Annotated in this window: 28 protein-coding genes and 2 tRNA genes; 22 read left to right on the top strand and 8 right to left on the bottom strand. The window is 71.4% G+C overall.

All coding sequences use genetic code 11. From position 1 onward, the window contains the following. Positions 1 to 19: 19 nt before the first annotated feature. From VFH10_RS14305 to VFH10_RS14280, 6 genes are all read left to right on the top strand, one after another. On the top strand, positions 20 to 1063 hold the full coding sequence (locus VFH10_RS14305) for a CPBP family intramembrane glutamic endopeptidase (protein ID WP_325129706.1): 1044 nt from the start codon (positions 20 to 22) through the stop codon (positions 1061 to 1063). Positions 1064 to 1158: 95 nt separating this feature from the next. Continuing rightward, positions 1159 to 1230: transfer RNA gene (locus tag VFH10_RS14300), tRNA-Gln, on the top strand. 47 nt (positions 1231 to 1277) lie between these two features. Then, positions 1278 to 1350: transfer RNA gene (locus tag VFH10_RS14295), tRNA-Glu, on the top strand. Positions 1351 to 1531: 181 nt separating this feature from the next. Further along, a complete protein-coding gene (locus VFH10_RS14290) occupies positions 1532 to 3958 on the top strand; it encodes a phosphoketolase family protein (protein WP_325129704.1) in 2427 nt (808 codons plus the stop codon). A 128-nt stretch (positions 3959 to 4086) separates the two neighbouring features. Further along, positions 4087 to 5583 carry an AlkA N-terminal domain-containing protein gene (locus VFH10_RS14285; RefSeq protein WP_325129702.1) on the top strand — a complete coding sequence of 499 codons (1497 nt, stop codon included), beginning with the start codon at positions 4087 to 4089 and terminating at the stop codon, positions 5581 to 5583. 5 nt (positions 5584 to 5588) lie between these two features. Then, on the top strand, positions 5589 to 6113 hold the full coding sequence (locus VFH10_RS14280) for a methylated-DNA--[protein]-cysteine S-methyltransferase (protein ID WP_325129700.1): 525 nt from the start codon (positions 5589 to 5591) through the stop codon (positions 6111 to 6113). Positions 6114 to 6171: 58 nt separating this feature from the next. On the opposite strand, the gene VFH10_RS14275 is transcribed toward VFH10_RS14280, so the two are convergent. After that, positions 6172 to 6804, bottom strand: a complete 633-nt coding sequence (locus VFH10_RS14275; RefSeq protein WP_325129698.1) for a MerR family transcriptional regulator — start codon at positions 6802 to 6804, stop codon at positions 6172 to 6174. Positions 6805 to 6844: 40 nt separating this feature from the next. On the opposite strand from VFH10_RS14275, the gene VFH10_RS14270 reads away from it, so the two are divergent. Both VFH10_RS14270 and VFH10_RS14265 read left to right on the top strand, forming a co-directional pair. After that, positions 6845 to 7522 carry an SGNH/GDSL hydrolase family protein gene (locus VFH10_RS14270; protein ID WP_325129696.1) on the top strand — a complete coding sequence of 226 codons (678 nt, stop codon included), beginning with the start codon at positions 6845 to 6847 and terminating at the stop codon, positions 7520 to 7522. Beyond that, a complete protein-coding gene (locus VFH10_RS14265; RefSeq protein WP_325129695.1) occupies positions 7509 to 7916 on the top strand; it encodes a hypothetical protein in 408 nt (135 codons plus the stop codon). The genes VFH10_RS14270 and VFH10_RS14265 overlap by 14 nt, the downstream gene beginning before the upstream one ends. 41 nt (positions 7917 to 7957) lie before the next feature. Here the strand turns inward: VFH10_RS14265 and VFH10_RS14260 are convergent, their stop codons facing one another. Further along, complete coding sequence (locus tag VFH10_RS14260) at positions 7958 to 8677, bottom strand: IclR family transcriptional regulator (RefSeq protein WP_325129693.1); 720 nt, start codon at positions 8675 to 8677, stop codon at positions 7958 to 7960. Positions 8678 to 8767: 90 nt separating this feature from the next. Here VFH10_RS14260 and leuC point away from each other — a divergent pair, with 90 nt between their 5' ends. The 3 genes from leuC to VFH10_RS14245 all read left to right on the top strand — a co-directional run bounded on the left by leuC (position 8768) and on the right by VFH10_RS14245 (position 11468). Beyond that, positions 8768 to 10195 carry a 3-isopropylmalate dehydratase large subunit gene (gene leuC / locus VFH10_RS14255; protein ID WP_325129690.1) on the top strand — a complete coding sequence of 476 codons (1428 nt, stop codon included), beginning with the start codon at positions 8768 to 8770 and terminating at the stop codon, positions 10193 to 10195. 2 nt (positions 10196 to 10197) lie between these two features. After that, a complete protein-coding gene (leuD, locus tag VFH10_RS14250; protein ID WP_325129689.1) occupies positions 10198 to 10785 on the top strand; it encodes a 3-isopropylmalate dehydratase small subunit in 588 nt (195 codons plus the stop codon). A 149-nt stretch (positions 10786 to 10934) separates the two neighbouring features. After that, the gene (locus tag VFH10_RS14245; RefSeq protein WP_325129688.1) at positions 10935 to 11468 is read left to right on the top strand and encodes an HU family DNA-binding protein; all 534 of its coding nucleotides are present in this window, start codon (positions 10935 to 10937) and stop codon (positions 11466 to 11468) included. 67 nt (positions 11469 to 11535) lie between these two features. Here the strand turns inward: VFH10_RS14245 and VFH10_RS14240 are convergent, their stop codons facing one another. Together VFH10_RS14240 and cofC are read right to left on the bottom strand one after the other, a co-directional pair. Then, positions 11536 to 11742: a hypothetical protein gene (locus VFH10_RS14240; protein ID WP_325129687.1), complete on the bottom strand. Its 207-nt coding sequence runs from the start codon at positions 11740 to 11742 to the stop codon at positions 11536 to 11538. A 20-nt stretch (positions 11743 to 11762) separates the two neighbouring features. Then, positions 11763 to 12398, bottom strand: coding sequence for a 2-phospho-L-lactate guanylyltransferase (gene cofC / locus VFH10_RS14235; RefSeq protein WP_325129686.1), 636 nt, complete (start codon positions 12396 to 12398; stop codon positions 11763 to 11765). A 98-nt stretch (positions 12399 to 12496) separates the two neighbouring features. Between cofC and VFH10_RS14230 the strand changes: the two genes are divergently transcribed. Continuing rightward, positions 12497 to 13291 (top strand): lysophospholipid acyltransferase family protein, encoded by a 795-nt coding sequence (locus VFH10_RS14230; RefSeq protein ID WP_325129685.1) that lies wholly within the window; start codon positions 12497 to 12499, stop codon positions 13289 to 13291. Next, positions 13288 to 14289: an NAD(P)H-dependent glycerol-3-phosphate dehydrogenase gene (locus VFH10_RS14225; RefSeq protein ID WP_325129683.1), complete on the top strand. Its 1002-nt coding sequence runs from the start codon at positions 13288 to 13290 to the stop codon at positions 14287 to 14289. The genes VFH10_RS14230 and VFH10_RS14225 overlap by 4 nt, the downstream gene beginning before the upstream one ends. A gap of 5 nt (positions 14290 to 14294) precedes the next feature. Here VFH10_RS14225 and VFH10_RS14220 read toward each other — a convergent pair whose 3' ends face one another. Beyond that, positions 14295 to 15374 carry a trans-sulfuration enzyme family protein gene (locus VFH10_RS14220; RefSeq protein ID WP_325129681.1) on the bottom strand — a complete coding sequence of 360 codons (1080 nt, stop codon included), beginning with the start codon at positions 15372 to 15374 and terminating at the stop codon, positions 14295 to 14297. 49 nt (positions 15375 to 15423) lie between these two features. Here VFH10_RS14220 and VFH10_RS14215 point away from each other — a divergent pair, with 49 nt between their 5' ends. Next, positions 15424 to 16569, top strand: coding sequence for a D-alanine--D-alanine ligase family protein (locus VFH10_RS14215; protein WP_325129680.1), 1146 nt, complete (start codon positions 15424 to 15426; stop codon positions 16567 to 16569). A 214-nt stretch (positions 16570 to 16783) separates the two neighbouring features. On the opposite strand, the gene VFH10_RS14210 is transcribed toward VFH10_RS14215, so the two are convergent. Together VFH10_RS14210 and VFH10_RS14205 are read right to left on the bottom strand one after the other, a co-directional pair. After that, the gene (locus VFH10_RS14210) at positions 16784 to 17224 is read right to left on the bottom strand and encodes a DUF3515 domain-containing protein (protein ID WP_325129678.1); all 441 of its coding nucleotides are present in this window, start codon (positions 17222 to 17224) and stop codon (positions 16784 to 16786) included. Between the two features lie 59 nt (positions 17225 to 17283). Continuing rightward, positions 17284 to 17517 (bottom strand): Lrp/AsnC ligand binding domain-containing protein, encoded by a 234-nt coding sequence (locus VFH10_RS14205; protein WP_325129732.1) that lies wholly within the window; start codon positions 17515 to 17517, stop codon positions 17284 to 17286. Between the two features lie 108 nt (positions 17518 to 17625). On the opposite strand from VFH10_RS14205, the gene VFH10_RS14200 reads away from it, so the two are divergent. After that, on the top strand, positions 17626 to 18588 hold the full coding sequence (locus VFH10_RS14200; protein ID WP_325129676.1) for a thiamine-phosphate kinase: 963 nt from the start codon (positions 17626 to 17628) through the stop codon (positions 18586 to 18588). A gap of 70 nt (positions 18589 to 18658) precedes the next feature. Here VFH10_RS14200 and rpmB read toward each other — a convergent pair whose 3' ends face one another. Then, positions 18659 to 18844: a 50S ribosomal protein L28 gene (rpmB, locus tag VFH10_RS14195; protein ID WP_297415750.1), complete on the bottom strand. Its 186-nt coding sequence runs from the start codon at positions 18842 to 18844 to the stop codon at positions 18659 to 18661. Between the two features lie 204 nt (positions 18845 to 19048). Between rpmB and VFH10_RS14190 the strand changes: the two genes are divergently transcribed. The 7 genes from VFH10_RS14190 to rpmF all read left to right on the top strand — a co-directional run bounded on the left by VFH10_RS14190 (position 19049) and on the right by rpmF (position 25559). Further along, the gene (locus VFH10_RS14190; protein ID WP_325129669.1) at positions 19049 to 20686 is read left to right on the top strand and encodes a DAK2 domain-containing protein; all 1638 of its coding nucleotides are present in this window, start codon (positions 19049 to 19051) and stop codon (positions 20684 to 20686) included. A gap of 10 nt (positions 20687 to 20696) precedes the next feature. Then, positions 20697 to 22910, top strand: coding sequence for an ATP-dependent DNA helicase RecG (recG, locus tag VFH10_RS14185; protein ID WP_325129667.1), 2214 nt, complete (start codon positions 20697 to 20699; stop codon positions 22908 to 22910). A 2-nt stretch (positions 22911 to 22912) separates the two neighbouring features. Further along, complete coding sequence (rsmD, locus tag VFH10_RS14180) at positions 22913 to 23500, top strand: 16S rRNA (guanine(966)-N(2))-methyltransferase RsmD (protein WP_325129665.1); 588 nt, start codon at positions 22913 to 22915, stop codon at positions 23498 to 23500. 26 nt (positions 23501 to 23526) lie between these two features. Further along, positions 23527 to 24018, top strand: a complete 492-nt coding sequence (gene coaD / locus VFH10_RS14175; RefSeq protein ID WP_325129663.1) for a pantetheine-phosphate adenylyltransferase — start codon at positions 23527 to 23529, stop codon at positions 24016 to 24018. Between the two features lie 97 nt (positions 24019 to 24115). Continuing rightward, a complete protein-coding gene (locus tag VFH10_RS14170; protein WP_325129661.1) occupies positions 24116 to 24631 on the top strand; it encodes a hypothetical protein in 516 nt (171 codons plus the stop codon). Between the two features lie 192 nt (positions 24632 to 24823). After that, positions 24824 to 25372 (top strand): YceD family protein, encoded by a 549-nt coding sequence (locus VFH10_RS14165; RefSeq protein WP_325129659.1) that lies wholly within the window; start codon positions 24824 to 24826, stop codon positions 25370 to 25372. Position 25373: 1 nt separating this feature from the next. Continuing rightward, a complete protein-coding gene (rpmF, locus tag VFH10_RS14160) occupies positions 25374 to 25559 on the top strand; it encodes a 50S ribosomal protein L32 (RefSeq protein ID WP_325129657.1) in 186 nt (61 codons plus the stop codon). Positions 25560 to 25581: the final 22 nt, after the last annotated feature.

Here is a 25581-nt window from a genome sequence, read left to right as displayed (position 1 = left end):
GAGACGAGGACCAACGGGGATGACGGACCAGCAGACACCGGGCGGGCCCGCGGCATGGCCGCCGCCGCAGCAGCTTCCGCCGGCTCCGTCGTACCCGGCGTACCCGACGTTCCCGCACGCCGAGCCGCAGCCCTACCACCAGATGCTTCGCACCTGGAGCTATGCGTGGTGGAAGCCGGTGGTCGGCACGATCGCTCTGTTCGTCGGGTTCTTCCTGGTGGCACCGCTGCTGCTGCTGCCGATCGTGCTGGTCGGGGTGATGCCCGAGGAGGGCGACTACCTCGAGAACCTCGTGAACGCCCTGACGTTCGAGTCGATCGAGCCGGTCACACTGCTCTACCTCAACCTCACGCTCGGGTCGATCATCCTGATCACGTGGGCGATCCATCGCGTGGTGCACCGGCTGCGGCCGCGCTGGCTGAGCTCCGTGGTGCCCAAGCTCCGCTGGAAGTTCCTCTGGGTCTGCATGGCGCTCTCGGTGGCGGCCCTCGTCGCCCAGGTCGTCGTCGGGCAGCTGGTGCCGGGGGAGAACGAGGCCGACCTGAGCGGCGCGGTCAACGACTTCACCGCCACGACCGCGGTGCTCGCGCTCATCGTGTTGCTCACCACGCCGCTGCAGGCGGCTGGTGAGGAGTACGCCTTCCGTGGGTACCTGACGCAGGCGGTCGGCTCCCTCACCCGGAACGTGTGGCTGGCGGTGCTCGTGCCCGCCCTCATCTTCGCGCTCGTGCACGGCGCCCAGAACGTCCCGCTCTTCTTCGACCGCTTTATGTTCGGTCTCATCGCGGGCTGGCTGGTGATCCGCACCGGTGGCCTCGAGGCCGGTATCGCGCTGCACGTGCTGAACAACCTGCTGGCGTTCGGCTTCGCCCTCACCTTCGGCGACATCACCGACTCGCTGACGGTCTCCGAGGTGTCGTGGTGGAACATCCCGCTCACCCTCACCCAGTCGGGTGTGTACGCCGTGCTGGTGGTGCTGGTGGCGCGACGGATGGGCCTGCAGACCCGCACCCGACCGCCCGAGACGGAGCAGCCGCAGCCGCCCGCGACCCTGCCCGCGTGAGGGCTGTGTGAGGGCCCTCACCCGGCCGCTCCCCTTTTGGTGGCGGCCGACCCGCACGTGTATCCTCGTCCGGGCTTCGCAAGGAGCTCATCCCATGGGGTATGGGGTAATTGGCAGCCCGACTGGTTCTGGTCCAGTTAGTCTAGGTTCGAGTCCTAGTACCCCAGCGATTTGGCCGGATCTCTCGCTACCGCTAGAGTTTCGTCCGCTTCAGGCCCCCGTTGTGTAGTGGCCTAGCACGCCGCCCTCTCAAGGCGGTAGCGCGGGTTCGAATCCCGTCGGGGGTACCCATTCGAGAGGGGCCCTGTCCAGCGGAAACGTTGGGCGGGGCCCCTTTCTGCATTTCCCTCGTGCCAGGTGGAGACCGCCAGGGGCGGCGGGCCGTCCGCAACGGGTGATCCGTGGAGGCTCCGACTTGGCTAGCGTGCCAGCGTCCTAGCAGTGCCGCCCGCTGTCGCAGGAGAGCCTGTGTCCCCCTCAGATCAAAGCCCATCCGTCTCCACCGCCGAGCTGGCCGAGCAGCTGGCGAATCCGACTGACGACGAGGTCGCCGTCGTGGATGCCTGGTGGCGGGCGAACAACTACCTCACGGTCGGGCAGATCTATCTCCTGGCGAACCCGTTGCTGCGGGAGCAGCTGGTCTCCGAACACATCAAGCCCCGCCTGTTGGGCCACTGGGGCACCAGCCCGGGGCTGTCGCTGATCTATGCCCACGCATCGCGGCTGATCCAGCGGACGGACCAGGAGATGATCTACCTCGCGGGTCCTGGGCACGGCGGGCCGGCGCTGGTGGCGGCGGCGTACCTGGAGGGGACCTACAGCGAGATCTACCCCGGTGTCTCCCTGGACGAGGACGGCCTGCGTCGGCTCTTCCGGCAGTTCTCGGCTCCCGGTGGGATCCCGAGCCACGTCTCCGTGCCGACGCCCGGCTCGATCCACGAGGGCGGCGAGCTCGGCTACGCACTCGTGCACGCATTCGGCGCGGTGATGGACAACCCGGGTCTGATCGCGCTCACGGTGGTCGGCGACGGCGAGGCGGAGACCGGCCCGCTGGAGGGGTCCTGGAAGGGCATCTCGTTCCTCAACCCGGCGCGGGACGGGGCGGTGCTGCCGATCCTGCACCTGAACGGCGCCAAGATCGCCGGACCCACCGTGCTCGCACGCAAGGATCCTTCCGAGGTCCGGTCCCTGTTCGAGGGCCACGGCTACGACGTCATCGAGGTCGAGGGCGACGACCTGCCCGGGATGCACCACCGGTTCGCCGCTGCACTCGCCGGCGCCTGGGCGTCCATCCGCACCATCCAGGACTCCGCACGCGGTGGCGACTGGGACGGCACGCGCCCGCGTTGGCCACTGATCGTGCTCCGCACGCCGAAGGGCTGGACCGGCCCGGACGTCGTAGACGGCGTGCAGGTATCCGGCACGTGGCGCGCACACCAGGTGCCGCTCTCAGGCGTACGCGGGAACGACGCGCACCTGCGGGTGCTGGAGGACTGGATGCGCTCATACCGGCCGGAGGAACTGTTCGACGACGAGGGTGCGCCTGTCGAGCTGGTGCGGAGAGCCAACCCCGAGGGGGAGCTGCGGATGAGCGCGAGTCCCCACGCCAACGGCGGCCTGCTCACCCGGGACCTGGACCTCCCCGACTTCCGCAAGTACGCCATCGACGTGTCCGCGCCGGGGACGGACCGGGCCGAGTCGACCCGCAAGCTGGGGGAGCTGATGCGGGACATCTACCAGGACAACCCGGACCGGTTCCGCCTCTTCTGCCCCGACGAGACGAACAGCAACAGGCTGGGCGCGGTCTTCGAGGTCTCCGACCGCGCGTTCGCCGAGCGCGTGACCGAGGACGACGTCGCGATCTCCCGAGACGGTCGCGTCATGGAGGTGCTTTCTGAGCACAACTGCCACGGCTGGCTGGAGGGTTACACCCTGACCGGACGGCACGGCTGGTTCGCCACCTACGAGGCATTCGCGATGGTGTCCGCCTCGCAGACCATCCAGCACAGCAAGTGGCTTCAGGAGGCCGACCACCTGCCTTGGCGGACCAAGATCCCCAGCCTGAACATCCTGCTCACCTCGACCGCCTGGCGAAACGACCACAACGGGTTCAGCCACCAAGGACCGGGCCTGATCCAGAACGCCATCACCCAGCGCGGCAACGTCTGCCGGGTCTACCTGCCGCCCGACGCCAACTGCCTGCTCTCGGTCGCCGACCACTGCCTGAGGTCCCGCTCCTACGTCAACCTGGTGGTGATCGACAAGCAGCCGCAGCTGCAGTGGCTCACCATCGACAAGGCGATCGAGCACTGCGCCCGGGGCGCCAGCGTGTGGGAGTGGGCCGGCACCGATGACGGCTCCGGCGAGCCCGACATCGTGCTCGCCTGCGCCGGCGACGTGGTCACCATGGAGACGGTCGCCGCGGCCCGGATCCTGCGCGACCGGCTGCCCGGGCTACGAACCCGGGTCGTGAACGTCGTGAACCTGATGACGCTGCCCCGGCGCAAGGACCACCCGCACGGCATGGACGAGACCCTGTTCAAGGAGCTCTTCACCGACCACGTCGACGTGGTCTTCGCGTTCCACGGCTACCCGGGCGCGATCCACCAGCTGGTGCACGGACGACCCGATGCCGACCGGTTCCGGGTACGGGGTTTCGTCGAGGAGGGCACCACCACGACGCCGTTCGACATGGTGGTTCGGAACCGCGCATCGCGCTATCACCTGGTGATGGACGCCATCAACAACGCCCGGCGGACTCCCACCGGAGCGAGCGAGCTGAAGGCCTGGTGCGAGCAACGCCTGGCGGAGCACCGGGCCTACGTCGTGGAGCACCTCGAGGACATGCCCGAGGTGCGTGACTGGGTGCTCGGCGACTGGGCCGTGACGGGCTGACCCGCCGGAGTCGGCGCCGGAGGAGGAGTCGGTCTGGGGCCTCGGCAACCGCAGGCAACGGTCGAGCCCGTCGAGACCATGTCCGATTTCCGCGAGTAATGGTCGGTGCCATCGGCGATGCTTGGGGCATGGACATCGAGGACACCGAGGCCTGCTACCGGGCGGTGAAGAGCCGTGACCGCAGATTCGACGGCGTCTTCTACACCGGGGTGACGTCGACGGGCATCTACTGCCGGCCCTCCTGCCCGGCGATCACGCCGCAGCGGCGCAACGTCACGTTCCACCGCACCGCCGCCGCGGCACAGGCCGCGGGCTTCCGCGCCTGCAAGCGCTGCCTGCCGGACGCCACTCCCGGCTCGCCGGACTGGGACGTCGCCGCCGACGCCGCCGGACGGGCGATGCGGCTGATCTCCGACGGCGTCGTCGAGCGCGAAGGCGTCGAGGGCCTGGCGCGCCGGGTCGGCTACACCTCCCGCCACCTCAACCGGCTCCTCGTCTCCGAGCTCGGCGCTGGGCCGCTGGCACTGGCGCGCGCCAAGCGGGCCCAGACCGCGCGGGTGCTCGTGGAGACCACGACGATGACGCTCGCCGACGTCGCGTTCGCGGCCGGCTTCTCCAGCGTCCGGCAGTTCAACGACACCGTCCGCGAGGTGTACGCCGCGTCGCCGAGCGAGCTTCGGTCCCGGCGCGCTCGAGCCGCCACGACGACCCCCGGCCGGCTCGAGCTGCGGCTGGCCGTCCGCGCGCCGTACGCCGCGGCGGAGATGCTCGCCTTCCTCGCGGCCCACTCGGTCGCCGGTGTCGAGTCGTGGGGTCCGGGCTGGTACGCCCGCACGCTGCGGCTGCCGCACGGTGCCGGCCACGTCGTCCTCGAGCTCGACGACGGGGTCGCCGACCGTGGTCACGTGCGCTGCCGGCTGCGGGTCGAGGACCTGAGGGACGTCTCCGCCGCCGTCGAGCGGTGCCGCCGGCTCCTCGACGCCGACTGCGACCCGCTCACCGTCGAGGACGCGCTCGCCGACGACCCGCTGCTGGCCCGTCTGGTGCGGACCCGCCCGGGGCTGCGGGTGCCCGGGCACGTCGACGGTGCCGAGGTCGCGATCCGCACCGTGATCGGGCAGCAGGTGTCGGTGGCCGCCGCCAACACCGTCACCGCCCGTCTGGTCGCCGGTCACGGCGAGCCCTATGGCGACGCCGGTGAGCGGCTGTTCCCGACCCCCGACCTGCTCGCCGAGACCGACCCGGCGACACTGCCGATGCCGCGCTCGCGCGGGCGCGCGCTGGTCCGGCTGTGCCGGGCGCTCGCCGACGGCGACATCCCGCTCGACCGCGGCACGGACCGCTCCGAGGTCCGGCACCGGCTGCTCGCGCTGCCCGGCATCGGGCCGTGGACCGCCGACTACATCGCGCTGCGGGCGCTCGGCCATCCGGACGTGTTCCTGCCCACCGACGTAGGCGTCCGCAACGCCCTGGCCGGGCTCGGGGAGCCGGCTACGGACGTGGCCGCGCGCACGGAGGCGTGGGCCCCGTGGCGCTCCTACGCGCTCATGCATCTCTGGTCGTCGCTAGCCGTGCTCAGCCCCGACCGCGTTCTGTCACTACGCTCGACCACGAAGGAGTTGTGAGCACCATGTGGACCTCAGTCGAGTCGCCCGTCGGCCCGTTGAAGATCGTCGCCCACCAGGATGCGGTCACCGCGATCGAGTTCAGCGGCGACCCCGGACCGGGCGTCTCGCCGCACACGTCGGCGAGCATCGCCGCGGCCCGGTCGGCGGGACGGCCGGTGGGGGAGCGCGTCGACGACGACCCGTTGCTCGCCGAGACCGCCCGGCAGTTGGCTGCATACTTCGCCCGCGACCTCAAGGAGTTCGACCTCCCGGTCCGCCCCGAGGGCTCGGACTTCCAGCAGCGCGTGTGGGCACAGCTCCAGCTGATCGGTTACGGCGAGACCGCGTCGTACGGCGAGATCGCCCGACGTCTCGGGATGACCAACGCGGCCTCCCGCGCCGTCGGCCTGGCCAACGGCCGCAACCCGATCCCGATCGTGATCCCGTGCCACCGCGTCGTCGGGTCCAACGGCACCCTCACCGGTTACGCCGGCGGCCTGGAGCGCAAGCAGCTGCTCCTCACCCTCGAGCAGGACGCCCTCTTCTGAGCAAGCCCTACCGGGCTCTCCGCCGAGGAGTCAGAAAATCAGCCTCCTCACCGGCGTGTCATGACTTGCGTGACCCCTCGCTGAGCCGGGCGGACGCGTCCTCCTGCGCCATCCGGCGCAGCAGGACCAGCACCGGTTCGAGCAGGAGGGTGCCGACGACGGCGTGCTCGGCGCCGGCCACCCGGTCCTCGCGACCGACCGCGGCGACGTCGCGCTCGGCCACGGCCTGGGCGGCGTCGGCGTAGTCGTCGAGGAGATCGTCGCTCGCGGCGTGGTCGAGCCCGGCGAGGGCGTCGAGGGCGCGGGCCAGCGCGAGGCGGTGCGGGTTGGGCTCATACAGCTGCCAGCCGCGCCGGGCGACCAGTGCGTCGACCTGAGCCAGCGCCATGGGGGAGGCGTCGCCCCTGCCGGCCGAGAGCCGGTGGTGCACGCTGCCCATCGCCTGGTGGAAGGACCGGCTGTCGTCGTCGACCATGGCGAGCACCGCACGGACCGCGTCGAGGCGCAGCCCCGCGACCTCGGTCAGGGCCCGGATCAGCCGCAGCCGCTTGACGTGGCTGTCGTCGTACCGGGCGCGGGTCGCGCCGGTCGCCTCGCCGGGCGGCAGCAGTCCCTCCCGCAGGTAGAACTTCACGGTCGCCACCGGCAGGCCGCTCGCGGCGGCCAGGTCCGACATCCACATGGAAAGCATCTTGACATTGGATAGTGCTGATCTCCAATATTGGAGAGTGATGCTATCCAAGGTTGAACGGCTGCCCGAGGCGGTCGGAAGGGTCGGCCACCACGGAACCGGCCGAGTCGTCCGGCATGTCGTGGTGATCGGCGACTCGGTCGCCGCCGGTGTCGGGGTCGCGCACGGTGAGGACACCGTGGCCGGCTGCCTGGCGCGGGCCCTCGCGGCCCCGGCCGCGACGTGGGCCATCCATGCCCGGGGCGGCCTCGACGCCCGCGGCGTCCGGGGCCTGCTCGACGGCCCGGGCGTCATGGACGACCTGGCCGCGGCCGACGTCGTGGTGCTGTCGGTGGGGGTCAACGATCTCAAGGCGGCCCACGGCCTGGGCCGCTGGCGCACCGACCTCGACGAGCTGCTCGGCAGCCTGGTGTGGGCCGCGCCGGGCGCCGTCGTAGTGCTGCTCGGGATGCCGCCCGTGGCGACGTTCCCGGCGCTGCCCCGGCGGCTGCGCGGCCTGCTCGGTGCACGTGCCGCGCACATGGACGAGGTCGGCATCGACACCGCACGCCGGTACGGCGTACGCCACCTGCCGCTGGGCGCGGACCTGTTGGAGACCGCCGACGCGTTCGCCGCCGACGGCTTCCACCCGTCCGCCCGCGCGCACTCGCGACTGGCCGAGCTCGTCGTCGAGCTGCTGGACGAACACGCGAAAGGAGAAGCGGATGCTGTCGGATGAGTCTCGGGTGCTGGCGGGCGTGCTCCTGCTCGCGCTCGTCACCGTGGAGATCGGTGGGATGTACATGGTGAAGCTGGTGCGCGGCAAGGCGCCCGCGACGCCGTTCCAGATGTCGTTCGCGCGGGCGGGCCACGCCCACGCCGGCGTGCTGCTGATCCTCGCACTGGTCTGCCAGGTGCTGGTGGACTCGACGAGCCAGACCGGCTTCTGGGACTGGGTGTCCCGGTCGGGAGTCGCGGTCTCGGCACTGCTGATGCCAGGCGGCTTCTTCTTCTCCTCGATGGGTGCCGGCCGCGAGCAGCCCAACAAGCTGATCGCCCTGGTCTTCGCCGGCGCGGCTGTGCTCGCGGTGTCGCTGACGAGCCTGGGAGTCGGTCTGCTGACGGCAGGGTGAGCGTGCCCCGGTGGGGCTGAGTTTGTGACTCCTCGCCGGTGCTACTCGGCGGCGCGGCGGAGGCTCTCGGAGAGGCGCTCGGCGGCCGCGAGGACCGCGGGAGCGTGCATGCGGCCGGGCTGGCGGGACAGCCGCTCGAGCGGGCCGGACACCGAGACGGCGGCGATGATCTTGCCGGACGGGGAGCGCACCGGCGCCGACACGGAGGCCACGCCCTGCTCGCGCTCGCCGACGGACTGGGCCCAACCGCGGCGGCGGATGCCGGACAGCGCAGTCGCGGAGAAGGCGGCGTTCTGCAGGCCGCGGTGCATCCGCTCGGGGTCCTCCCAAGCGAGCAGCACCTGGGCGGCGGAGCCGGCGCGCATCGTCAGCTGCGAGCCCACCGGGATCGTGTCGCGAAGGCCCGAGGGACGCTCGGCGGCCGCCACGCAGACGCGGTAGTCGCCCTGGCGGCGCCACAGCTGCGCGGACTCGCCGGTGATGTCCCGCAGCCGTGCCAGCACCGGGCCGGCCGCGGCCAGCAGCCGGTCCTCACCCGCGGCCGCGGAGAGCTCGGAAAGGCGCGGTCCCAATACGAAGCGGCCCTGCATGTCGCGGGCCACCAGCCGGTGGTGCTCGAGCGCCACCGCGAGCCGGTGGGCGGTCGGACGGGCCAGGCCGGTGCCCGCCACCAGACCGGCCAGGGTGGCGGGTCCGGACTCCAGTGCCGACAGAACGAGGGCGGCCTTGTCGAGCACGCCTACTCCGCTAGAGTTGTCCATACTCTGATAATGGCGTCTCGTATACTGGAAAGCAAGTCAGGATCGGTGTCACGATGAGGCGGTCGGAAAGACGGACGAAGGAGAGCTGAGATGGGCAGGACCCTGTCGGAGAAGGTGTGGGACGAGCATGTCGTCCGGACGGCCGAGGGAGAGCCCGACCTTCTCTTCATCGACCTGCACCTGATCCACGAGGTCACCTCGCCCCAGGCGTTCGAGGGCCTCCGGCTGGCCGGTCGCAAGGTGCGTCGTCCCGACCTCACCCTGGCCACCGAGGACCACAACGTCCCGACTCTCGACATCGACAAGCCGATCGCCGACCCGGTGTCCCGCACCCAGGTCGAGACGCTGCGCAAGAACGCCGCGGAGTTCGGTGTCCGGCTGCACCCGCTCGGTGACGTCGAGCAGGGCATCGTGCACGTCGTCGGCCCGCAGCTCGGGCTCACCCAGCCCGGCATGACGATCGTCTGTGGTGACTCGCACACGTCCACGCACGGTGCGTTCGGCGCGATCGCGTTCGGCATCGGTACGTCGGAGGTGGAGCACGTGCTCGCCACCCAGACTCTGCCCCAGTCGCGCCCGAAGACGATGTCCGTCACCGTCAACGGATCGCTGCCCGCCGGTGTCACCGCGAAGGACCTGGTGCTCACGCTCATCGCGCACACCGGCACCGGTGGCGGTCAGGGCTACATCGTCGAGTACCGCGGCAGCGCCATCGAGGAGCTCTCGATGGAGGCCCGCATGACGATCTGCAACATGTCGATCGAGTGGGGCGCCAAGGCCGGGCTGATCGCACCCGACCAGACGACCTTCGACTACATCGAGGGACGTCCCGAGGCCCCGAAGGGCGCCGACTGGGACGCGGCCGTGGCCCATTGGAAGACACTGGTCAGCGACGACGACGCCGTGTTCGACAAGGAGATCGTGCTGGACGCGTCGGAGATGGCGCCGTTCGTCACCTGGGGCACCAACCCCGGCCAGGGCGTCCCGCTGAGCGCGAGCGTTCCGCGCCCCGAGGACTTCGAGAGCGAGGGCGACAAGATCGCCGCCGAGAAGGCCCTCGAGTACATGGGCCTCGCCGCCGGCACCCCGATGCGCGAGGTGCGCGTCGACACCGTGTTCGTGGGGTCGTGCACCAACGGCCGGATCGAGGACCTGCGCGCCGCGGCCGACGTGATCAAGGGTCGCCAAGTCGCCACCGGCACGCGGCTCCTCGTCGTACCGGGATCGGTGCGCGTCCGACTGCAGGCCGAGGAGGAAGGGCTCGACGTTGTCTTCAAGGAGGCCGGTGGCGAGTGGCGCGGGGCCGGTTGTTCCATGTGCCTGGGCATGAACCCCGACCAGCTCGCGCCGCAGGAACGCAGCGCGTCGACGTCCAACCGCAACTTCGAGGGACGCCAGGGCAAGGGCGGCCGCACGCACCTCGTGTCGCCGCTCGTCGCGGCCGCGACCGCCGTCACCGGCACGCTCTCGTCACCCGACGACCTGCCCGCGCTCGAGCCCGTCGCGACCAAGGAGTGACCATGGACAAGTTCACCCGTCACGCCGGCACCGGGCTGCCGCTGCGCCGGAGCAACGTCGACACCGACCAGATCATCCCGGCCGTGTACCTCAAACGCGTCACCCGCACCGGCTTCGAGGACGGCCTGTTCGGTGCCTGGCGCAACGACCCGGAGTTCGTGCTCAACAGAGCGGAGCATGCCGGCGCCACCGTGCTCGTCGCCGGCCCCGACTTCGGCACCGGATCCTCGCGCGAGCATGCGGTCTGGGCGTTGATGGACCACGGCTTCAAGGTCGTGATCTCCAGCCGCTTCGCCGACATCTTCCGCGGCAACTCCGGCAAGGCCGGCCTGGTCGCGGCCGAGGTGACCCAGGACGTCCTCGAGCAGCTGTGGAAGCTGATCGAGGCCGACCCCACCACGGAGATCGTCGTCGACCTCGAGAAGCGAACGATCCAGGCCGACGCCCTGACCGCACCCTTCGAGATCGACGACTACACGCGCTGGCGTCTGCTCGAGGGACTCGACGACATCGGCATCACGATGTCGCACGAGGACGCCATCGTCGCGTTCGAGAGCAGCAGGCCGAGCTGGAAGCCGGCGACGCTCTAACCCTTCATTTGGTACGACGGGGCAGGTTTTCCCAAACAAGCAAGGGAAAAGTGGCGTGTGGTGATTGTGGCGAGCCCCGCGAGTGCTTAACGTGCGAGGCAGACGTCGAGCACGGGCTCGACCCCTCCACGTTCACGAAAGGGAAGCCAGTGAACAAGAGTCAGCTGATCGACACCCTCGCCGGCCGCTTCGAAGGCAACCGCAAGCAGGCAGCCCACGCGCTCGAGTCGGTCCTCGACACGATCACCCGCGAGGTCGCCAAGGGCGAGAAGGTCGCCATCACCGGCTTCGGTTCGTTCGAGAAGCGGGTCCGCGACGCGCGCTGGGTGCGCAACCCGCGCACGGGCGAGCGCATCAAGGCGAAGAAGACCGCGGTCCCGAAGTTCAACGCAGGCGCGGACCTGAAGGCCGTGGTGTCCGGCGCCAAGAAGCTGCCGAAGCTCTCGCTCGCCGCCGCCTCGAGCGCGGGCCGGTCGGCGACCGGTGCCGCCAAGAAGGCCACGTCGAAGACCGCGAGCACGGCGAAGAAGGCGCCGGCGAAGAAGACGACGGCCGCCAAGTCGACCGCCAAGAAGGCGCCGGCCAAGAAAACCGCGGCGAAGAAGACCACGGCCAAGAAGGCGCCCGCCAAGAAGAGCACGGCCAAGAAGACGACGGCGAAGAAGACCGCCAAGAAGTCCTGACCTCCGCGTCGCACAACACGACGGGTCGCCCTCCGGGGCGGCCCGTCGTCGTTTCTTCCGGGCCAGGCTAGGCGAGGGTGAGGATCTGCAGCCCCTCGATGCGACGTTCGGCGCCGGCGCCAGAGACCTCGAGCCGCACTCGCTGGCCCGGCCGCAGCAGCCGTAGCCCCGTACCCCGCAAGGCCTCGGCGTCGAAGCTGAGCTCGACCCCGTCGTCGAGGAGGACCGCACCCGCCCGGGTGTTGTCGTCGAACCGCGAGACCGTCGCCTGCATGGGACCGACCCTAGCGCCCGTCAGAACAGGTCGGCCGTGACCCGCGACGTGTGCGGTCCGATGCCCATCCCCAGCGCGGCCGCGAGGTCGTCGGTGGTGTCCACGTCCCTGCGCACACTGTCGATCCCGTCGACGTCGATCTCGCTCGCACCCAGGCCGCGGTGCGCCGCACGCGACCCGGACCCGAAGGCCGGGCGGAAGTCAGCCAGGTCGACCGCGGTGAGCAACGTGGTGCCCACCTCGTCCGCATCGGCGACGAACGCGGCGCCGTCACCCGCGGCGGACAGGGCCCGGTCGAGCTCGGCCGGACGGAGCGACGGAAGGTCGGCACAGAGTGCGGTGGGACGCACCCCCGGCGACCTTCTGACAAGCTCCGCGGCGGCCTGCATCAGCGACGCATTGAGGTCGTCGGTGGTTCCGTCGGGGATGACATCGGCGCCGAGCGTGCGCAGGCTCGCGGCGAGACGATGGTCGTCGGTGACGACCAGCACCACGTCGACGAGCTCCGCCCGCATCGCCGCCTCGACGGTGTCGGCGGCGAACGCCGCGGCGAGGCTGCGTCGTACCTCGTCGCCGAGCCGCCCGAGTCGCGACTTCGCGAACGCAGGCGGCTTGGCGGGGACGATCACACCGAAGCGAGCGTTCGCGGAGGGCACGCTCGCGATCCTCTCACTGGGTGCGCGCGGTGCGGACCACTGGCGAGTAACCTCATCCGCAACCAGGCCCGGCGTGGCCCGACAAGGAGAGTGCTGCGTTGTCCTACCCCCGGAAGCTCCAGGAGCCACGAGGCCTGGCGTTCGGGACCTGCGTTGCCATTGTCGAGCCGCTGGCCCGGCTGCTCACGAAGCGGCGGTGGATCGACGGCACCAAGATCCCCGCGACGGGCGGATGCGTGGTGGTTGCCAACCACGTCTCGCACGTCGACCCGTTCACGTTCGCTCACTTCGTCTACGGCCATGGACGTGTCGTCCGCTTCCTCGCCAAGGCCGAGGTGCTCGACCTCCCGGTCGTGGGGCGGCTGGTTCGCGCCACCGGCCAGATCCCGGTGTACCGGCTCACCACCGAGGCGTCGCAGGCGTTCGCGGCCGCGGTCGAGGCCGTCGAGGAGGGCAAGTGCGTGGTGGTCTACCCGGAGGGGACCATCACCCGAGACCCCGGGCTGTGGCCGATGACCGGCAAGTCCGGCGCGGCCCGGATCGCGCTCGCGTCGGGTGTGCCGGTGATCCCGGCCGCGCAATGGGGGCCGCAGGACATCCTGGCGCCGTACGCCAAGCGGCCGCGGCTGTTCCCGCGCAAGACGATGACCGTCAAGGCCGGCGACCCGGTCCCGCTGGACGACCTCCGGGAGCTCAAGCCGACCCCCGACGTGCTCCACGAGGCCACCGACCGGATCATGGACGCGATCACCCGTCAGCTGGAGGACATCCGGGGCGAGAAGGCTCCGGCGCAGCGGTTCGACCCCCGGGCGCGCGGGGTCAGGCAGATAGGCAACCCCAACGCCCCCGAGCGGCCGCGCGGCCGTCGGCACCGGACAGGAGACAGTGCATGACCAAGGTCGCGGTGATGGGTTCCGGATCGTGGGGTACGGCGTTCTCCGTCGTACTCGCCGACGCGGGCAACGATGTCACCCTGTGGGCGCGCCGCGAGGAGCTCTGCACGACGATCAACGAGAAGCGCGAGAACACCGACTACCTCCCGGGGATCGAGCTGCCCGACACGGTGCGCGCGACGCACGACGCCGAGGAGGCGTTGACCGAGGCGGAGGACGTCTTCTTCGTCGTACCCGCGCAGACCTTCCGGCAGAACCTCCGCGACTGGGTCGACTTCATCCCGGGTGACGCGTTGCTCGTCTCGCTGATGAAGGGTGTCGAGCTCGGCACCCTGCGAAGGATGAGCGAGGTCATCGAGGACGAGACCGGCGCGGACCCGCACCGGATCGGTGTGGTGAGCGGCCCCAACCTGGCCAAGGAGATCGCCCGGCGGGAACCCGCCGCCAGCGTCGTCGCGTGCACCGACGAGGACAACGTCAAGAAGCTGCGGGCGATGTGCCACTCGGCGTCGTTCCGGCCGTACTCCAGCACCGACCTGATCGGTTGCGAGCTGGGCGGCACCTACAAGAACATCATCGCGCTCGCGGTCGGGATGGCGGTCGGGCTGGGCTTCGGCGACAACACCACCGCTTCGGTGATCACGCGTGGCCTCGCCGAGACGGCGCGGCTCTCGGAGCGGCTCGGCGCCGACCCGATGACCCTGATGGGCCTGGCCGGACTCGGCGACCTGGTCGCCACGTGCTCGTCACCGCTGTCGCGCAACCGCACCTTCGGCGAGAAGCTCGGCCAGGGCCTGACGACGGAGGAGATCACCTCGTCGACGCGGCAGGTCGCCGAGGGCGTGAAGTCCTGCTCGTCGCTGCTCGACCTGGCCCGCAGCGTCGACGTCTACGCGCCGATCGTCGAGGCCGTGCATTCGGTCGTCGAGGGCGAGATGACCGCGGCCGACATGCTCACCGCCCTGATCTCCAAGGAAGCCAAGCACGAGCGGGACTGAGACCGTCAGACGGTCAGGTCGTCCAGGGCGGCGGCCAGGTCGTCCCACAGGTCGTCGACGTCCTCGATGCCGACCGACATCCGGACCAGGCCGTCGGGGATCGTGGCCGGCTCGGACTTCCACCGGCGGCGGCGCTCGAACGTCGACTCCACGCCCCCCAGGCTGGTGGCGTGCACCCACAGGCTCGTCTTGCGGGTGAGCAGGTCGGCGGCCGTGGCGCCCTCGGCGAGGACCACGCACACCATTGCCCCGAAGCCGGGGTATCGCACCTCGCCGATGGCCGGGTGCCCCTCCATCCGGCGGACCAGCTCCTGGGCGTTGGCCTGGGCCCGCTCCAGACGCACGTGCAACGTGCGCAGGCCGCGCAGCGCCAGCCACGCCTCGAGGGTGCCGGGCGTGGCGCCGACCATGTCGCGACGGTTCTTCAGCACGCGATAGAGCTCGTCGTCGCGGGTCACCACCGCCCCGAGCAGCACGTCGCTGTGACCGGAGATGAACTTCGTGGCCGAGTGCAGCACGACGTCGGCGTCGAGGCCGAGGGGCTGCTGCAGCAGGGGGGTCGCGAACGTGTTGTCCACGACGACGTACGCGCCGGCCTCGTGGCCGGCGGCGATGATGGCCGGCAGGTCGGCGACCTCCAGCGCGGGGTTGGTCGGCGACTCCACCCACACCAGTGCCGCGTCGGCGCACGCCTTGACCACCGCCTCGGTGTCGGTGATGTCCACCAGCTCGGCGGTGATCCGGCCGCGGGCCTCCAGGTCGGCCAGCTGCATCACGCTGCCGTTGTAGGCGTGCCGCGGTGCCACCACCTTCTTGCCCTGACCTACCAGGTCGAGCAGCGTCGACACGGCCGCCAAGCCGGTCGAGAACGCCAGGCAGCGGCCGCCCTCCAGGGCGCCGAGCGCCTCCTCGAAGGCCGCCCAGGTCGGGTTGCCGTAGCGGCCGTACTCCGTGTCACCGCCCGCGACGTACGTCGACGCCATCGTGATCGGCGCGTTCAGCGGGCTGTCGGGGTCGTGCGCCGGACGGCCGGCGGTGACCGCGATCGTGCCGGGACGGAGCGGGGGCTTCAGCGGCTCGGACATGCGCCCAGCCTACGAGTCCGGCGACGACCGGCGGGTAGGGTCCGTCTGCATGGACGACCTCGCCGCCGCGACCGCTCCCCAGACCCGCAAGCCGCGCATTGCCGTTGTCTTCGGCGGCCGTTCGAGCGAGCACGCGGTGTCCTGCTCGACCGCGGGGAGCGTCCTGCAGGCGATCGACACCGACCGCTACGACGTCGTACCCGTCGGCATCACCCACGAGGGCCGGTGGGTGCTCGAGTCCGGCGACCCGGAGCGCCTCGCGATCACGTCGGCCGACAAGCTGCCCGAGGTGGACGGCTCGCGTGCGCCCGTGGCGCTCGCCAACGACTCCCGCGGCAGCGAGCTGGTCGTCCACGAGCCGAGTGAGGTGCCGCGAACCCTCGGCGAGGTCGACGTGGTGTTCCCGTTGCTGCACGGCCCGTGGGGCGAGGACGGCACCCTGCAGGGCCTGCTGGAGATGGCCGGGGTCCGGTACGTCGGAGCGGGGGTGCTCGCCTCGGCCGTCGGCATGGACAAGCACTACATGAAGGTGGTGTTCCAGGCACACGGCCTGCCCGTGCTGCCCTACACCGTCATCACGCCCCGCGGCTGGGAGGCCGACCGGAGCGCGTGCCACGAGTCGGTGGACTCGCTGGGTTACCCGGTGTTCGTGAAGCCGTGCCGCGGCGGTTCGAGCATCGGGATCAGCAAGGTGCACGACGCGAGCGAGCTCGACGCCGCCGTCGCGGAGGCCCGCCGGCACGACCCGAAGGTGCTGGTCGAGACCGCTGCCGAGGGCGGTCGGGAGATCGAGTGCGGCGTCATCGAGGGCTTCGGCAGCAACCCTCCGGACACCAGCGTCGTCGCCGAGATCACCATCGGCGGTGGGCACGAGTTCTACGACTTCGCCGCGAAGTACCTCCCCGAGGAGCACACCCGCCTCGACGTCCCTGCCGACGTACCCGAGCAGGTCGCCGCCGAGGTGCGCGACCTGTCCGCGCGGGCCTTCGACGCGCTGTCCTGCGAAGGCCTGGCGCGGGTGGACTTCTTCCTGCTGCCCGACGACCGGCTGGTCATCAACGAGATCAACACGATGCCCGGGTTCACGCCGTCGTCTATGTTCCCGCGCATGTGGGCCGCCACCGGCCTCGACTACCCGGCGCTCGTCGACCGCCTGGTGCAGCTCGCGCTGCACCGCGACACCGGTCTGCGCTGACTCGCGCTCGCTCATGAGGCGGCGGCCAAATACCACGGGACCGTGGTAATCCACCCCTTCCCGCAGTGAACTCGCCAGGGAAGGGGCAGATCGCCTGGGGGAGTGCCACGCGCGGCCGGGGTGCGCGGTACGGCGGCGGCCAATTACCACGGGACCGTGGTAATTGGCCCCGGTGTCGACGCCGATCAGCTTGCCCACCCGGTCGGTCACGCTCCTAGCAGCGCTCGACCCGCTCGGTGTGCCGCTTCAGCGCAGGGGCCAGGTCGACCATCGCGTCCGCGGGCGGGAAGTAGTCGGCGGGGATGCGCACCTCGACGTCCGGCGAGCGCCCGATGGTCGTCATCACGATGTCGACGGCCGCACCGGTGATCTGCTCGTCGGGGATGTACCACGCGACTCCGTTGGTGATCTGGCAGGTCGACAGCTCGTCGAAGCCACCGGGGCGTGGCACCCCGCAGCGGAGCACGATCGGCGGGTCGCCCCAGGCGGCCGCGGCCCGGTCGTCCGGCTCCACGGAACGTCGCAGCTCGTCGGCGACCTGGTCGGGGAGGCCGTCGACCAGGTCGGCGCACGCGGCCGCGTCGGCGCCGGACAGCTCGGGGGCGTCGACCTCGACGCTCGTCGTGCAGCCGCAAGCGAGGAGCAGACAGGCCACGGCGCCCGCGTTCGCGAGAACCGGGCGCCGTCGAGGCAAGAGACTGTGCGCGGGCAGCGTCAGATGTGCACGACCGGGCAGGTCAGGGTGCGGGTGATGCCGGCGATGTTCTGCACCTTGGCGACGACGAGCTTGCCGAGCTCGTCGACGTTGCGCGCCTCGGCACGGACGATGACGTCGTAGGGACCGGTGACATCCTCGGCCATCGTGACCCCCTTGACATCGGCGATCTCGGCGGCGACCTCGGCTGCCTTGCCGACGTCGGTCTGGATCAAGATGTAGGCCTGAACCACCATGCTGGTCTCCTGGGGTCTCGAGGTCGGTTGCGCCGTTGCGGGTCAACCTATCGTGCGGCGAGTCCCGGTCGGAACACGATGCAGGCATCGGATTGAATGGGGCGCATGGGCAGCCCCACGATCACCGCGACGACCACCATCGCCGACCTCGGCGAGTTCGGACTCATCGCGGAGCTCGGCCGCCGCTTCGCCCAGGGCGAGCACGTGCTGATCGGACCGGGCGACGATGCGGCGATGGTCGAGATCCCCGGGGGTCGGGTCGTGGTGTCGGCCGACGTGCTCGTGGACACTCGGCACTTCCGGCGCGACTGGGCCTCGGCCGAGGACATCGGCCACCGGGTCGCGGCGGCCAACCTCTCCGACATCAACGCGATGGGCGGTCGCGCGACCGCGCTGACCGTGGCTCTCGCGGCGCCGGCCGACCTGCCGGTGGAGTGGGCGCTCGGGCTGGCTGACGGCATCGCCGCCGAGGCCGCGCTCGTCGGGGCCAGCGTCGTCGGTGGTGACCTCACGGGTGCTGACCAGGTGATGGTGGCCGTGACGGCGCTCGGGTACGTCGACGGCGAACCCGTGCGCCGGTCCGGTGCGCGTCCCGGCGACGTGCTCGCGCTCGCGGGTCGCCAGGGCTGGGCCGCGGGCGGTCTCGCCGTGCTGGCCCGGGGTTTCCGGTCGCCGCGCAAGCTGGTCGATGCCTACCGTCGCCCCGAGCCGCCGTACGCCGCCGGCGCGGAGGCGCTGGCGAATGGGGCGACGTCGATGATCGACGTCTCGGACGGCCTCGTCGCCGACGTCGGGCACATCGCCGAGGCGAGCGGCGTGTGCGTCGACATCACCACGTCCGCGTTCGAGCTGGCCGAGCCGCTGCAGGCGGTCGGGGCCGCGCTCGGGGCCGACCCGATGCGCTTCATCCTCGGCGGCGGCGACGACCACGCCATCGCCGCGACCTTCCCGGCGGGCACGGCACTGCCCGACGGGTGGAAACAGATCGGCACCGTGGGAGCCGGCGAAGGTGTCACCGTCGACGGTGCGGCCCACGAGGGCCCCATCGGACACACGCACTTCTCCTGACGCCAGCGCGCTGTTCCGGCGCACGAAAAAAGCCGCCCCGGAGGGCGGCTTCCTCGTCAGACGGCGGAGGTCAGCGGGTGACCTTGCCGGCCTTCAGGCAGCCGGTGCACACGTTGAGGCGCTTGGGGGCACCGTTGACCGTGGCGCGGACGCGCTGGATGTTCGGGTTGAAGCGACGCTTCGTAATCTTGCGCGACCACGGCCGGTTGTGACCGAAGCCCGGGCGCTTGGCGCAGATGTCACAGACGGCAGCCACCGTGAACTCCTGGGATAGCTAGGCTTTCGAGAACATGAGTGCCCGTCAGGCGTGCACGGGCAACCGCACAAGAGTATCCGATGGCCCCGTTCGGCTCCTAATCGGCGCGGGACGGTTCGGGGCAGGAGAACGCTACCCTGACCCGCGGCGGTGCGCGGGGCCGCCGGCCAGCCGAGGACGACCGAGACAACCCGGGAGGTGCACGTGCCGGACGGCTCCCAGGCCGCGACGATCGACCTGCCGACCGTGCAGCGCTTCGCCGAGCTGGCGCTGGCCGCCCTAGCGGCCGCCCGCGAGGAGATCGACGCCCTCAACGTCTACCCGGTCCCCGACGGCGACACCGGCACCAACATGTTCCTCACCTTCGAGTCGGCCCGCGACGGGCTGCTCACGGCCGAGCCGCGCGACGACCTTCGCGCCGCCCTGGCCGGCTTCGCCCGCGGGGCCCTGCTCGGCGCGCGCGGCAACTCGGGGGTGATCTTCTCCCAGCTCGTGGGCGCGATGGTCAAGCGGCTCTCGGAGGCGGGGCCCGACGACCGCTCCGCACTAGTGTTCGCCGAGGGCCTCGCGCTGGCCAGCGAGGCCGGCTACGCGGCGGTCGGCACGCCCGTCGAGGGCACGATCCTGTCCGTGGCCCGGGCGGCCGCCGGTGCCGCCACGGAGGCCGCCGCGGTCGAGCACCACCGGCTCGGACACGTCATCCTGGCCGCGGCCGACGCGGCGCGCGAGGCCCTCGGACGTACGCCGGATCAGCTCGCCGTGCTCCGCGACGCGGGCGTCGTCGACGCCGGCGGCCGGGCGCTGTGCGTGGTGCTCGACGCCGCCGAGACCGCGGTGACCGGCAAGCGGCCGGTGTCCTCGCCCGTGCCCCTCGGCACGCACGCCATCCCGGTCCCGCTGCCGTCGGGCGACCTCACCGAGGAGGGTCCGGCCTACGAGGTCATGTACCTCCTCGACGCCGAGGACGAGTCGGTCCCGGGGCTGCGCGCGGCCCTCGCGCCGCTCGGCGACTCGCTCGTGGTGGTCGGCGGTGACGGGCTCTGGAACGTCCACGTCCACGTCGACGACGTCGGCGCCGCAGTCGAGGCGGGCATCGCCGCGGGCCGCCCGCACCGGATCCGGGTGACGCACTTCGCCGAGCAGGTCGGGGAGCGTGCCCGCCCCGGCACCGTGGCCCGTCGCGGCCGCAAGGTCGTGGTGGTCGCGGCCGGTGCCGGTCTCGGGAGGCTGTTCGCCGAGGCCGGCGCGGTCGTCGTCGAGGGGGGTCCGGGGCAACGGCCGTCGACCGGGGAGATCCTCGAGACCCTCAACGGCTGCGAGGGCGCCGAGATCGTGCTGCTGCCCAACGACGGTCACAGCATCCCGGCCAGCGAGGCGGCCGCCCAGACCGCCCGCGACGAGCTCGGCGTGCGAGTCGCGGTCATTCCCACCACCGCCCAGGTGCAGGGCCTCGCCGCGATGGCCGTGCACGAGCCCGGGCGCACCTTCGAGCAGGACGTCCTGCAGATGACCGCGGCCGCCAGACACGCCCGGTCCGGCGCGGTCACGGTCGCGGTGCGCCAGGCGATGACCACCGCGGGGCCGTGCGAGCCGGGTGACGTCCTGGGCGCCATCGAGGGCGACTTCACCGTCGTCGGGTCCGACCTGTTCGGCGTCGCCACCGACGTGGTGGAGCGGCTGCTCGGCGGTGGCGGTGAGCTCGTCACGCTCGTCTCCGGGGAGGACGGCGCCGGGCTCGCCGACCGCTGCGCGGCGTACCTCGCCTCCGTCCACCCCACCGTGGACGTGGTCGTCTACGACGGCGGCCAGTCCCGCTACCCGCTCCTCGTGGGTGTCGAGTAGGCCGGGTTCGATGACAGCCATCACCTGGGACTCCAAGCTCTCCGCGGTCGCGGGCTCCGCCGCCTCGAAGATCGAGAAGGCGTTCGGCTACCGCACCGTCGGCGAGCTGCTCGGGCACTACCCGCGGCGGTACGTCGACAAGGGCGGCGTCAGCGACCTCGAGAACCTCACCCTCGACGAGCACATCACCTTCGTCGCCCGGGTGGTCCGGTCGCAGCAGAAGGCCTACCCCGACCGGCGCCGCGGCGGGATGGCCTACCGGCTCGAGGTCGTCGTGGCGACCGAGCACGACCGGCTCGCGCTCACCTTCTTCGACAAGAAGAAGCACCTCGCCGACTGGCGGGCCCGCACGATCGCGGAGGGCAGCACCGGCCTCTTCTCCGGCAAGGTCGGCCGGTTCCGCAACGACTGGCAGCTGACCAACCCGCAGACCAAGATCTTCGGCGCCGGTCACGAGGACGAGGCCGGGCTGGCGCTCGCGGAGTTCGACGCGATGCCGGACCTGCTCACCATCTATCCGGCGACGTCGACGGTGCAGTCCTGGCAGATCCAGGACGCGATCACGCTCGCGCTCCGGATGATCGAGGAGGTCCCCGACGTCCTCCCCGAGGCGGTACGCCGGGAGCACGGGCTGCTCGACGCCCGGCAGGCGCTGGAGTGGATCCACCGGCCGGACAGCTGGGGGGAGAAGGGGGCCGCGGAGAAGCGGCTGCGCTTCGACGAGGCCCTCGTCACCCAGACGGCCCTGGCGCAGCGCCGGGCCGTGCTCGCCGCGCTCGCCGCCGAGCCCCGCACCGGCCGCCCCGGCGGGCTGCTGGACCGCTTCGACGAACGGCTGCCGTTCACGCTCACCGACGGGCAGCAGCAGGTCTCCGCCCAGGTCCTCGACGACCTCGCCGCCGGGCACCCCATGCACCGGCTGCTCCAGGGCGAGGTCGGCTCCGGCAAGACGGTCGTCGCGCTGCGGGCGATGCTGCGGGTGGTCGACTCCGGTGGCCAGGCCGCGCTGCTCGCACCCACCGAGGTGCTCGCCCAGCAGCACCACCGCTCCATCGTCGAGATGCTCGGCGATCTCGCGGCCGGCGGGATGCTCGGCGGCGACGCCGACGGCACCCAGGTCGCGCTGCTGACCGGGTCGATGGGTGCGGCCGCACGCAGGTCCGCCCTGCTCGACGCCGCGTCGGGCACCGCCGGCATCGTGGTCGGCACGCACGCGCTGCTCGAGGACAAGGTGCAGTTCGCCGACCTCGGCCTGGTCGTCGTCGACGAGCAGCACCGGTTCGGTGTCGAGCAGCGCGCCGCGCTCACCGAGAAGGCAGGGGCGACCCCGCCGCACGTGCTGGTGATGACCGCCACTCCGATCCCGCGGACCGTCGCCATGACGGTGTTCGGCGACCTCGAGACCTCGACGCTCGTCGAGCTGCCCCGCGGACGAGCGCCCATCCAGACCAACGTCGTACCGCTGCGCGACCAACCGGGCTGGATCGAACGGGTCTGGGCCCGGCTGCGCGAGGAGGTCGAGGCGGGCCGGCAGTGCTACGTCGTCTGCCCGCGCATCGACGACACGTCGAAGGGGTCCGACGAGGAGACCGCCGCCGCCGACGAGGGCCCGGCCCTGGCCGCGGTGGCCGACATCGCGCCGATGCTAGAGACGGGTGCTCTCGAGGGGCTGCGGGTGGGCGTCATGCACGGAAGGCTCCCGGCCGACGAGAAGGAGCGGACGATGCGGTCCTTCGCCGACGGTGACATCGACGTGCTCGTCTCCACGACGGTGATCGAGGTCGGCGTCGACGTCGGCAACGCCACCGCGATGGTGATCCTCGACGCCGACCGGTTCGGCGTCTCCCAGCTGCACCAGATGCGGGGCCGGGTCGGGCGCGGCGGCCATCCCGGCCTCTGCCTGCTGGTCACCAACGCGGAGGCCGGCACGCCCGCCCGCGAGCGGCTCGCCGCGGTCGCCGCCACCTCTGACGGCTTCGAGCTGTCCCGGCTCGACCTGGAGCAGCGTCGCGAGGGCGACGTGCTCGGTGCCTCGCAGTCGGGGCGCAGGTCGGGCCTCAAGCTGCTCTCGGTGATCCGGCACGAGGAGGTCATCGCGCAGGCGCGTGGCGTGGCCGAGGGCGTCGTCGCCGACGACCCCGCCCTCAGCCGGCACCCGGACCTGCGGCACGCCCTCGAACGGCTGCGCGAGTCCGAGCAGGCCGACTACCTCGAGAAGGCGTGAGCATGACCCGGATCATCGGCGGCACCGCCGGCGGGCGTCGCATCAAGGCGCCGGCGGGGGAGAGCACCAGGCCGACGTCCGACCGGGTCCGTGAGGCGCTGTTCTCCTCCCTGGAGTCGACGCTCGGGTCCCTGACCGGGCTCCGGTTCCTCGACCTGTACGCCGGGTCCGGGGCGATCGGCCTCGAGGCGAGGTCGCGCGGCGCGGGGGTGGTGACCCTCGTCGAGCACGACCGGCGCACGGCGGGACTGATCCGCGACAACATCCGCACCCTCGGGTTCGACGGCGTCGAGGTGCTGACCTCGCACGTGGGCCGGGCCCTCGCCCACCCGCCGCGCACGCCGTACGACATCGTCTTCCTCGACCCGCCCTACCCGCTTCCGGTCGGCGACGTGGAGGCGGATCTCGGCGCGCTCCGCGACCAGGGCTGGCTGGCGGCCGGCGCGCTGGTCGTGGTGGAGCGCTCCAGCCGCGGACCGGGCATCACGTGGCCGCACGGCCTCGCCGGCGGGCGCGAGCGGAAGTACGGCGAGACCATGCTTTGGTACGGTCACGCAGCAGCCGCCGCCACCCCCGACCCACCCCTCTGACCTGCCCACGACAGCAAGGAGCAGCCGTGCGTCGAGCAGCCTGCCCGGGGTCCTTCGACCCGGTGACCAACGGACACATCGACATCATCGCCCGGGCCGCGACACTCTTCGACGAGGTGGTGGTGGCGGTCGGGGTCAACCAGGCGAAGAAGCGCCTGTTCACCCCGGAGGAGCGGATCGGCATGCTGACCGAGTCGTGCGCCGGCTTCTCCAACGTGCGGATCGACAGCTTCGACGGGCTGCTCACCGACTTCTGCCGTCAGCAGGACGTGGTCGCGATCGTGAAGGGACTGCGCGCGGTCAGCGACTTCGACTACGAGCTGCAGATGGCGCAGATGAACTCCAGCCTCGCCGACATCGAGACGGTGTTCGTCCCAACGAGCCCCGAGTACTCCTTCCTGGCCTCGAGCCTGGTCAAGGAGGTGGCCATGTTCGGCGGCGACGTGTCCTCCCTCGTGCCCGACCACGTGCTCCGGGCCCTCACCGATCGACTTGCGGCGAGGCGCTCCGACGTGTGACCTTTCCTAGTCCGTCGTATCGTCGACAGACGGCGCGGGCACTCCCTGGGGAGGGAGCAGGCGCCGGGAGACCCCCGGTGATCGAGAAAGGGACAACGTGGACGTGCACGCCAAGCTCGCCGAGATCCGGCAGCTCGTCGAGGAGGCCCGGTCGATGCCGATGTCGGCCTCGGCCGTCGTCAACCGGGCCGAGCTGCTGGCCCTGATCGACGAGCTCGGCGGCGGGCTGGCCGCCGCGTTCACCGACGCCGACCGGGTCGTGGCCGACCGGGCGTCGGTGGTCGATGACGGCCGCCGCGAGGCCGAGCAGATCCTGGAGCGGGCCCGCGACGAGCGCGAGGCGATCATCTCCGACACCGAGGTCTACCGGGTCGCCAAGCACCAGGCGGACCGGCTGCTCGAGCAGGCCGGCACGGAGGCCGACGAGCTGCGCAAGGAGACCGACGAGTACGTCGACAGCAAGCTCGCCAACTTCGAGATCACGCTCGAGAAGACGATCGACGCCGTCCGGCGCGGACGCGAACGGCTCGCCGGACGCACCGACATGCACGGCATCACCGACGACGAGGTCTCCAAGATCCAGCTCCCCGAGCACCTCGAGGGCGGTTCCTGAGCCTGCCGAAGGGCTCAGCCGCCGGCGGGCGGCCGTCGTTTTGGTCGACCGCGACCGCGTTCGGTACCCTTGACGACGGTTCTGCGTGTCCGCTCGCGGTGATCCCGGGGGTGGCCCACGTGGGACCGATGATCTGTTCTGCCCGATGACGACGAAGGACCCGCTGTGCGTCTCGACCCGAGAGCGCCGCTCGTGCTCGACACTCGCGAGCTCGGCCGCCGCCCGGGGTCGCAACGCAAGCAGACCCTCTCGGCACCGGCGCCGGCAGATCTTGGCATCGAGGTTCTTCGCGTCCCCGAGGGTTCGCCGGTCGACATCGACCTGCGGCTCGAGGCGGTCATGGAGGGCGTTCTCCTGACGGGCACGGCCACGGCCGGCCTCGAAGGGGAGTGCGTGCGGTGCCTGGAGCCGATCCGCGACCGGGTCGAGGTCGAGCTCCAGGAGCTCTTCGTGTACGAGGAGAGCGACACCGCCTCCGACGAGGAGGACGCCGGTGCCAGCCGGCTGGAGGGCGACCTGCTCGACCTCGAGCCACTGCTGCGGGACGCGGTGGTGCTGTCGCTGCCGTTCCAGCCGCTGTGCCAGGACGACTGTCCGGGTCTGTGCACCGAGTGCGGTGCGCGGCTCGCGGACGACCCGGGACACCAGCACGACGAAGCGATCGACCCTCGGTGGGCGGCACTCGTCGAGCTGACGCAAGACGATCAAGCCGGGGACCCGGCCGACAAGAGGAGTGAGTGAAGTGGCTGTTCCGAAGCGGAAGATGTCGCGCAGCAACACGCGTCACCGTCGCTCGCAGTGGAAGGCCGTCGCGCCCTCGCTGGTGAGCTGTGCCAACCCCGCCTGCGGCGCGAAGCACCTGCCGCACCGGGCCTGCCCGGAGTGCGGTCAGTACGGCGCGCGCGCCGACCGCCGCCAGGTCCTCTGACGGCCCTGGTCGCGAGCCAGTC

Origin of the sequence: Nocardioides sp., from assembly GCF_035697785.1 — a bacterium.
In the GTDB taxonomy this organism is placed as follows: Bacteria; Actinomycetota; Actinomycetes; order Propionibacteriales; family Nocardioidaceae; genus Nocardioides_B.
This window is presented reverse-complemented; position numbering and strand designations above follow the sequence as displayed.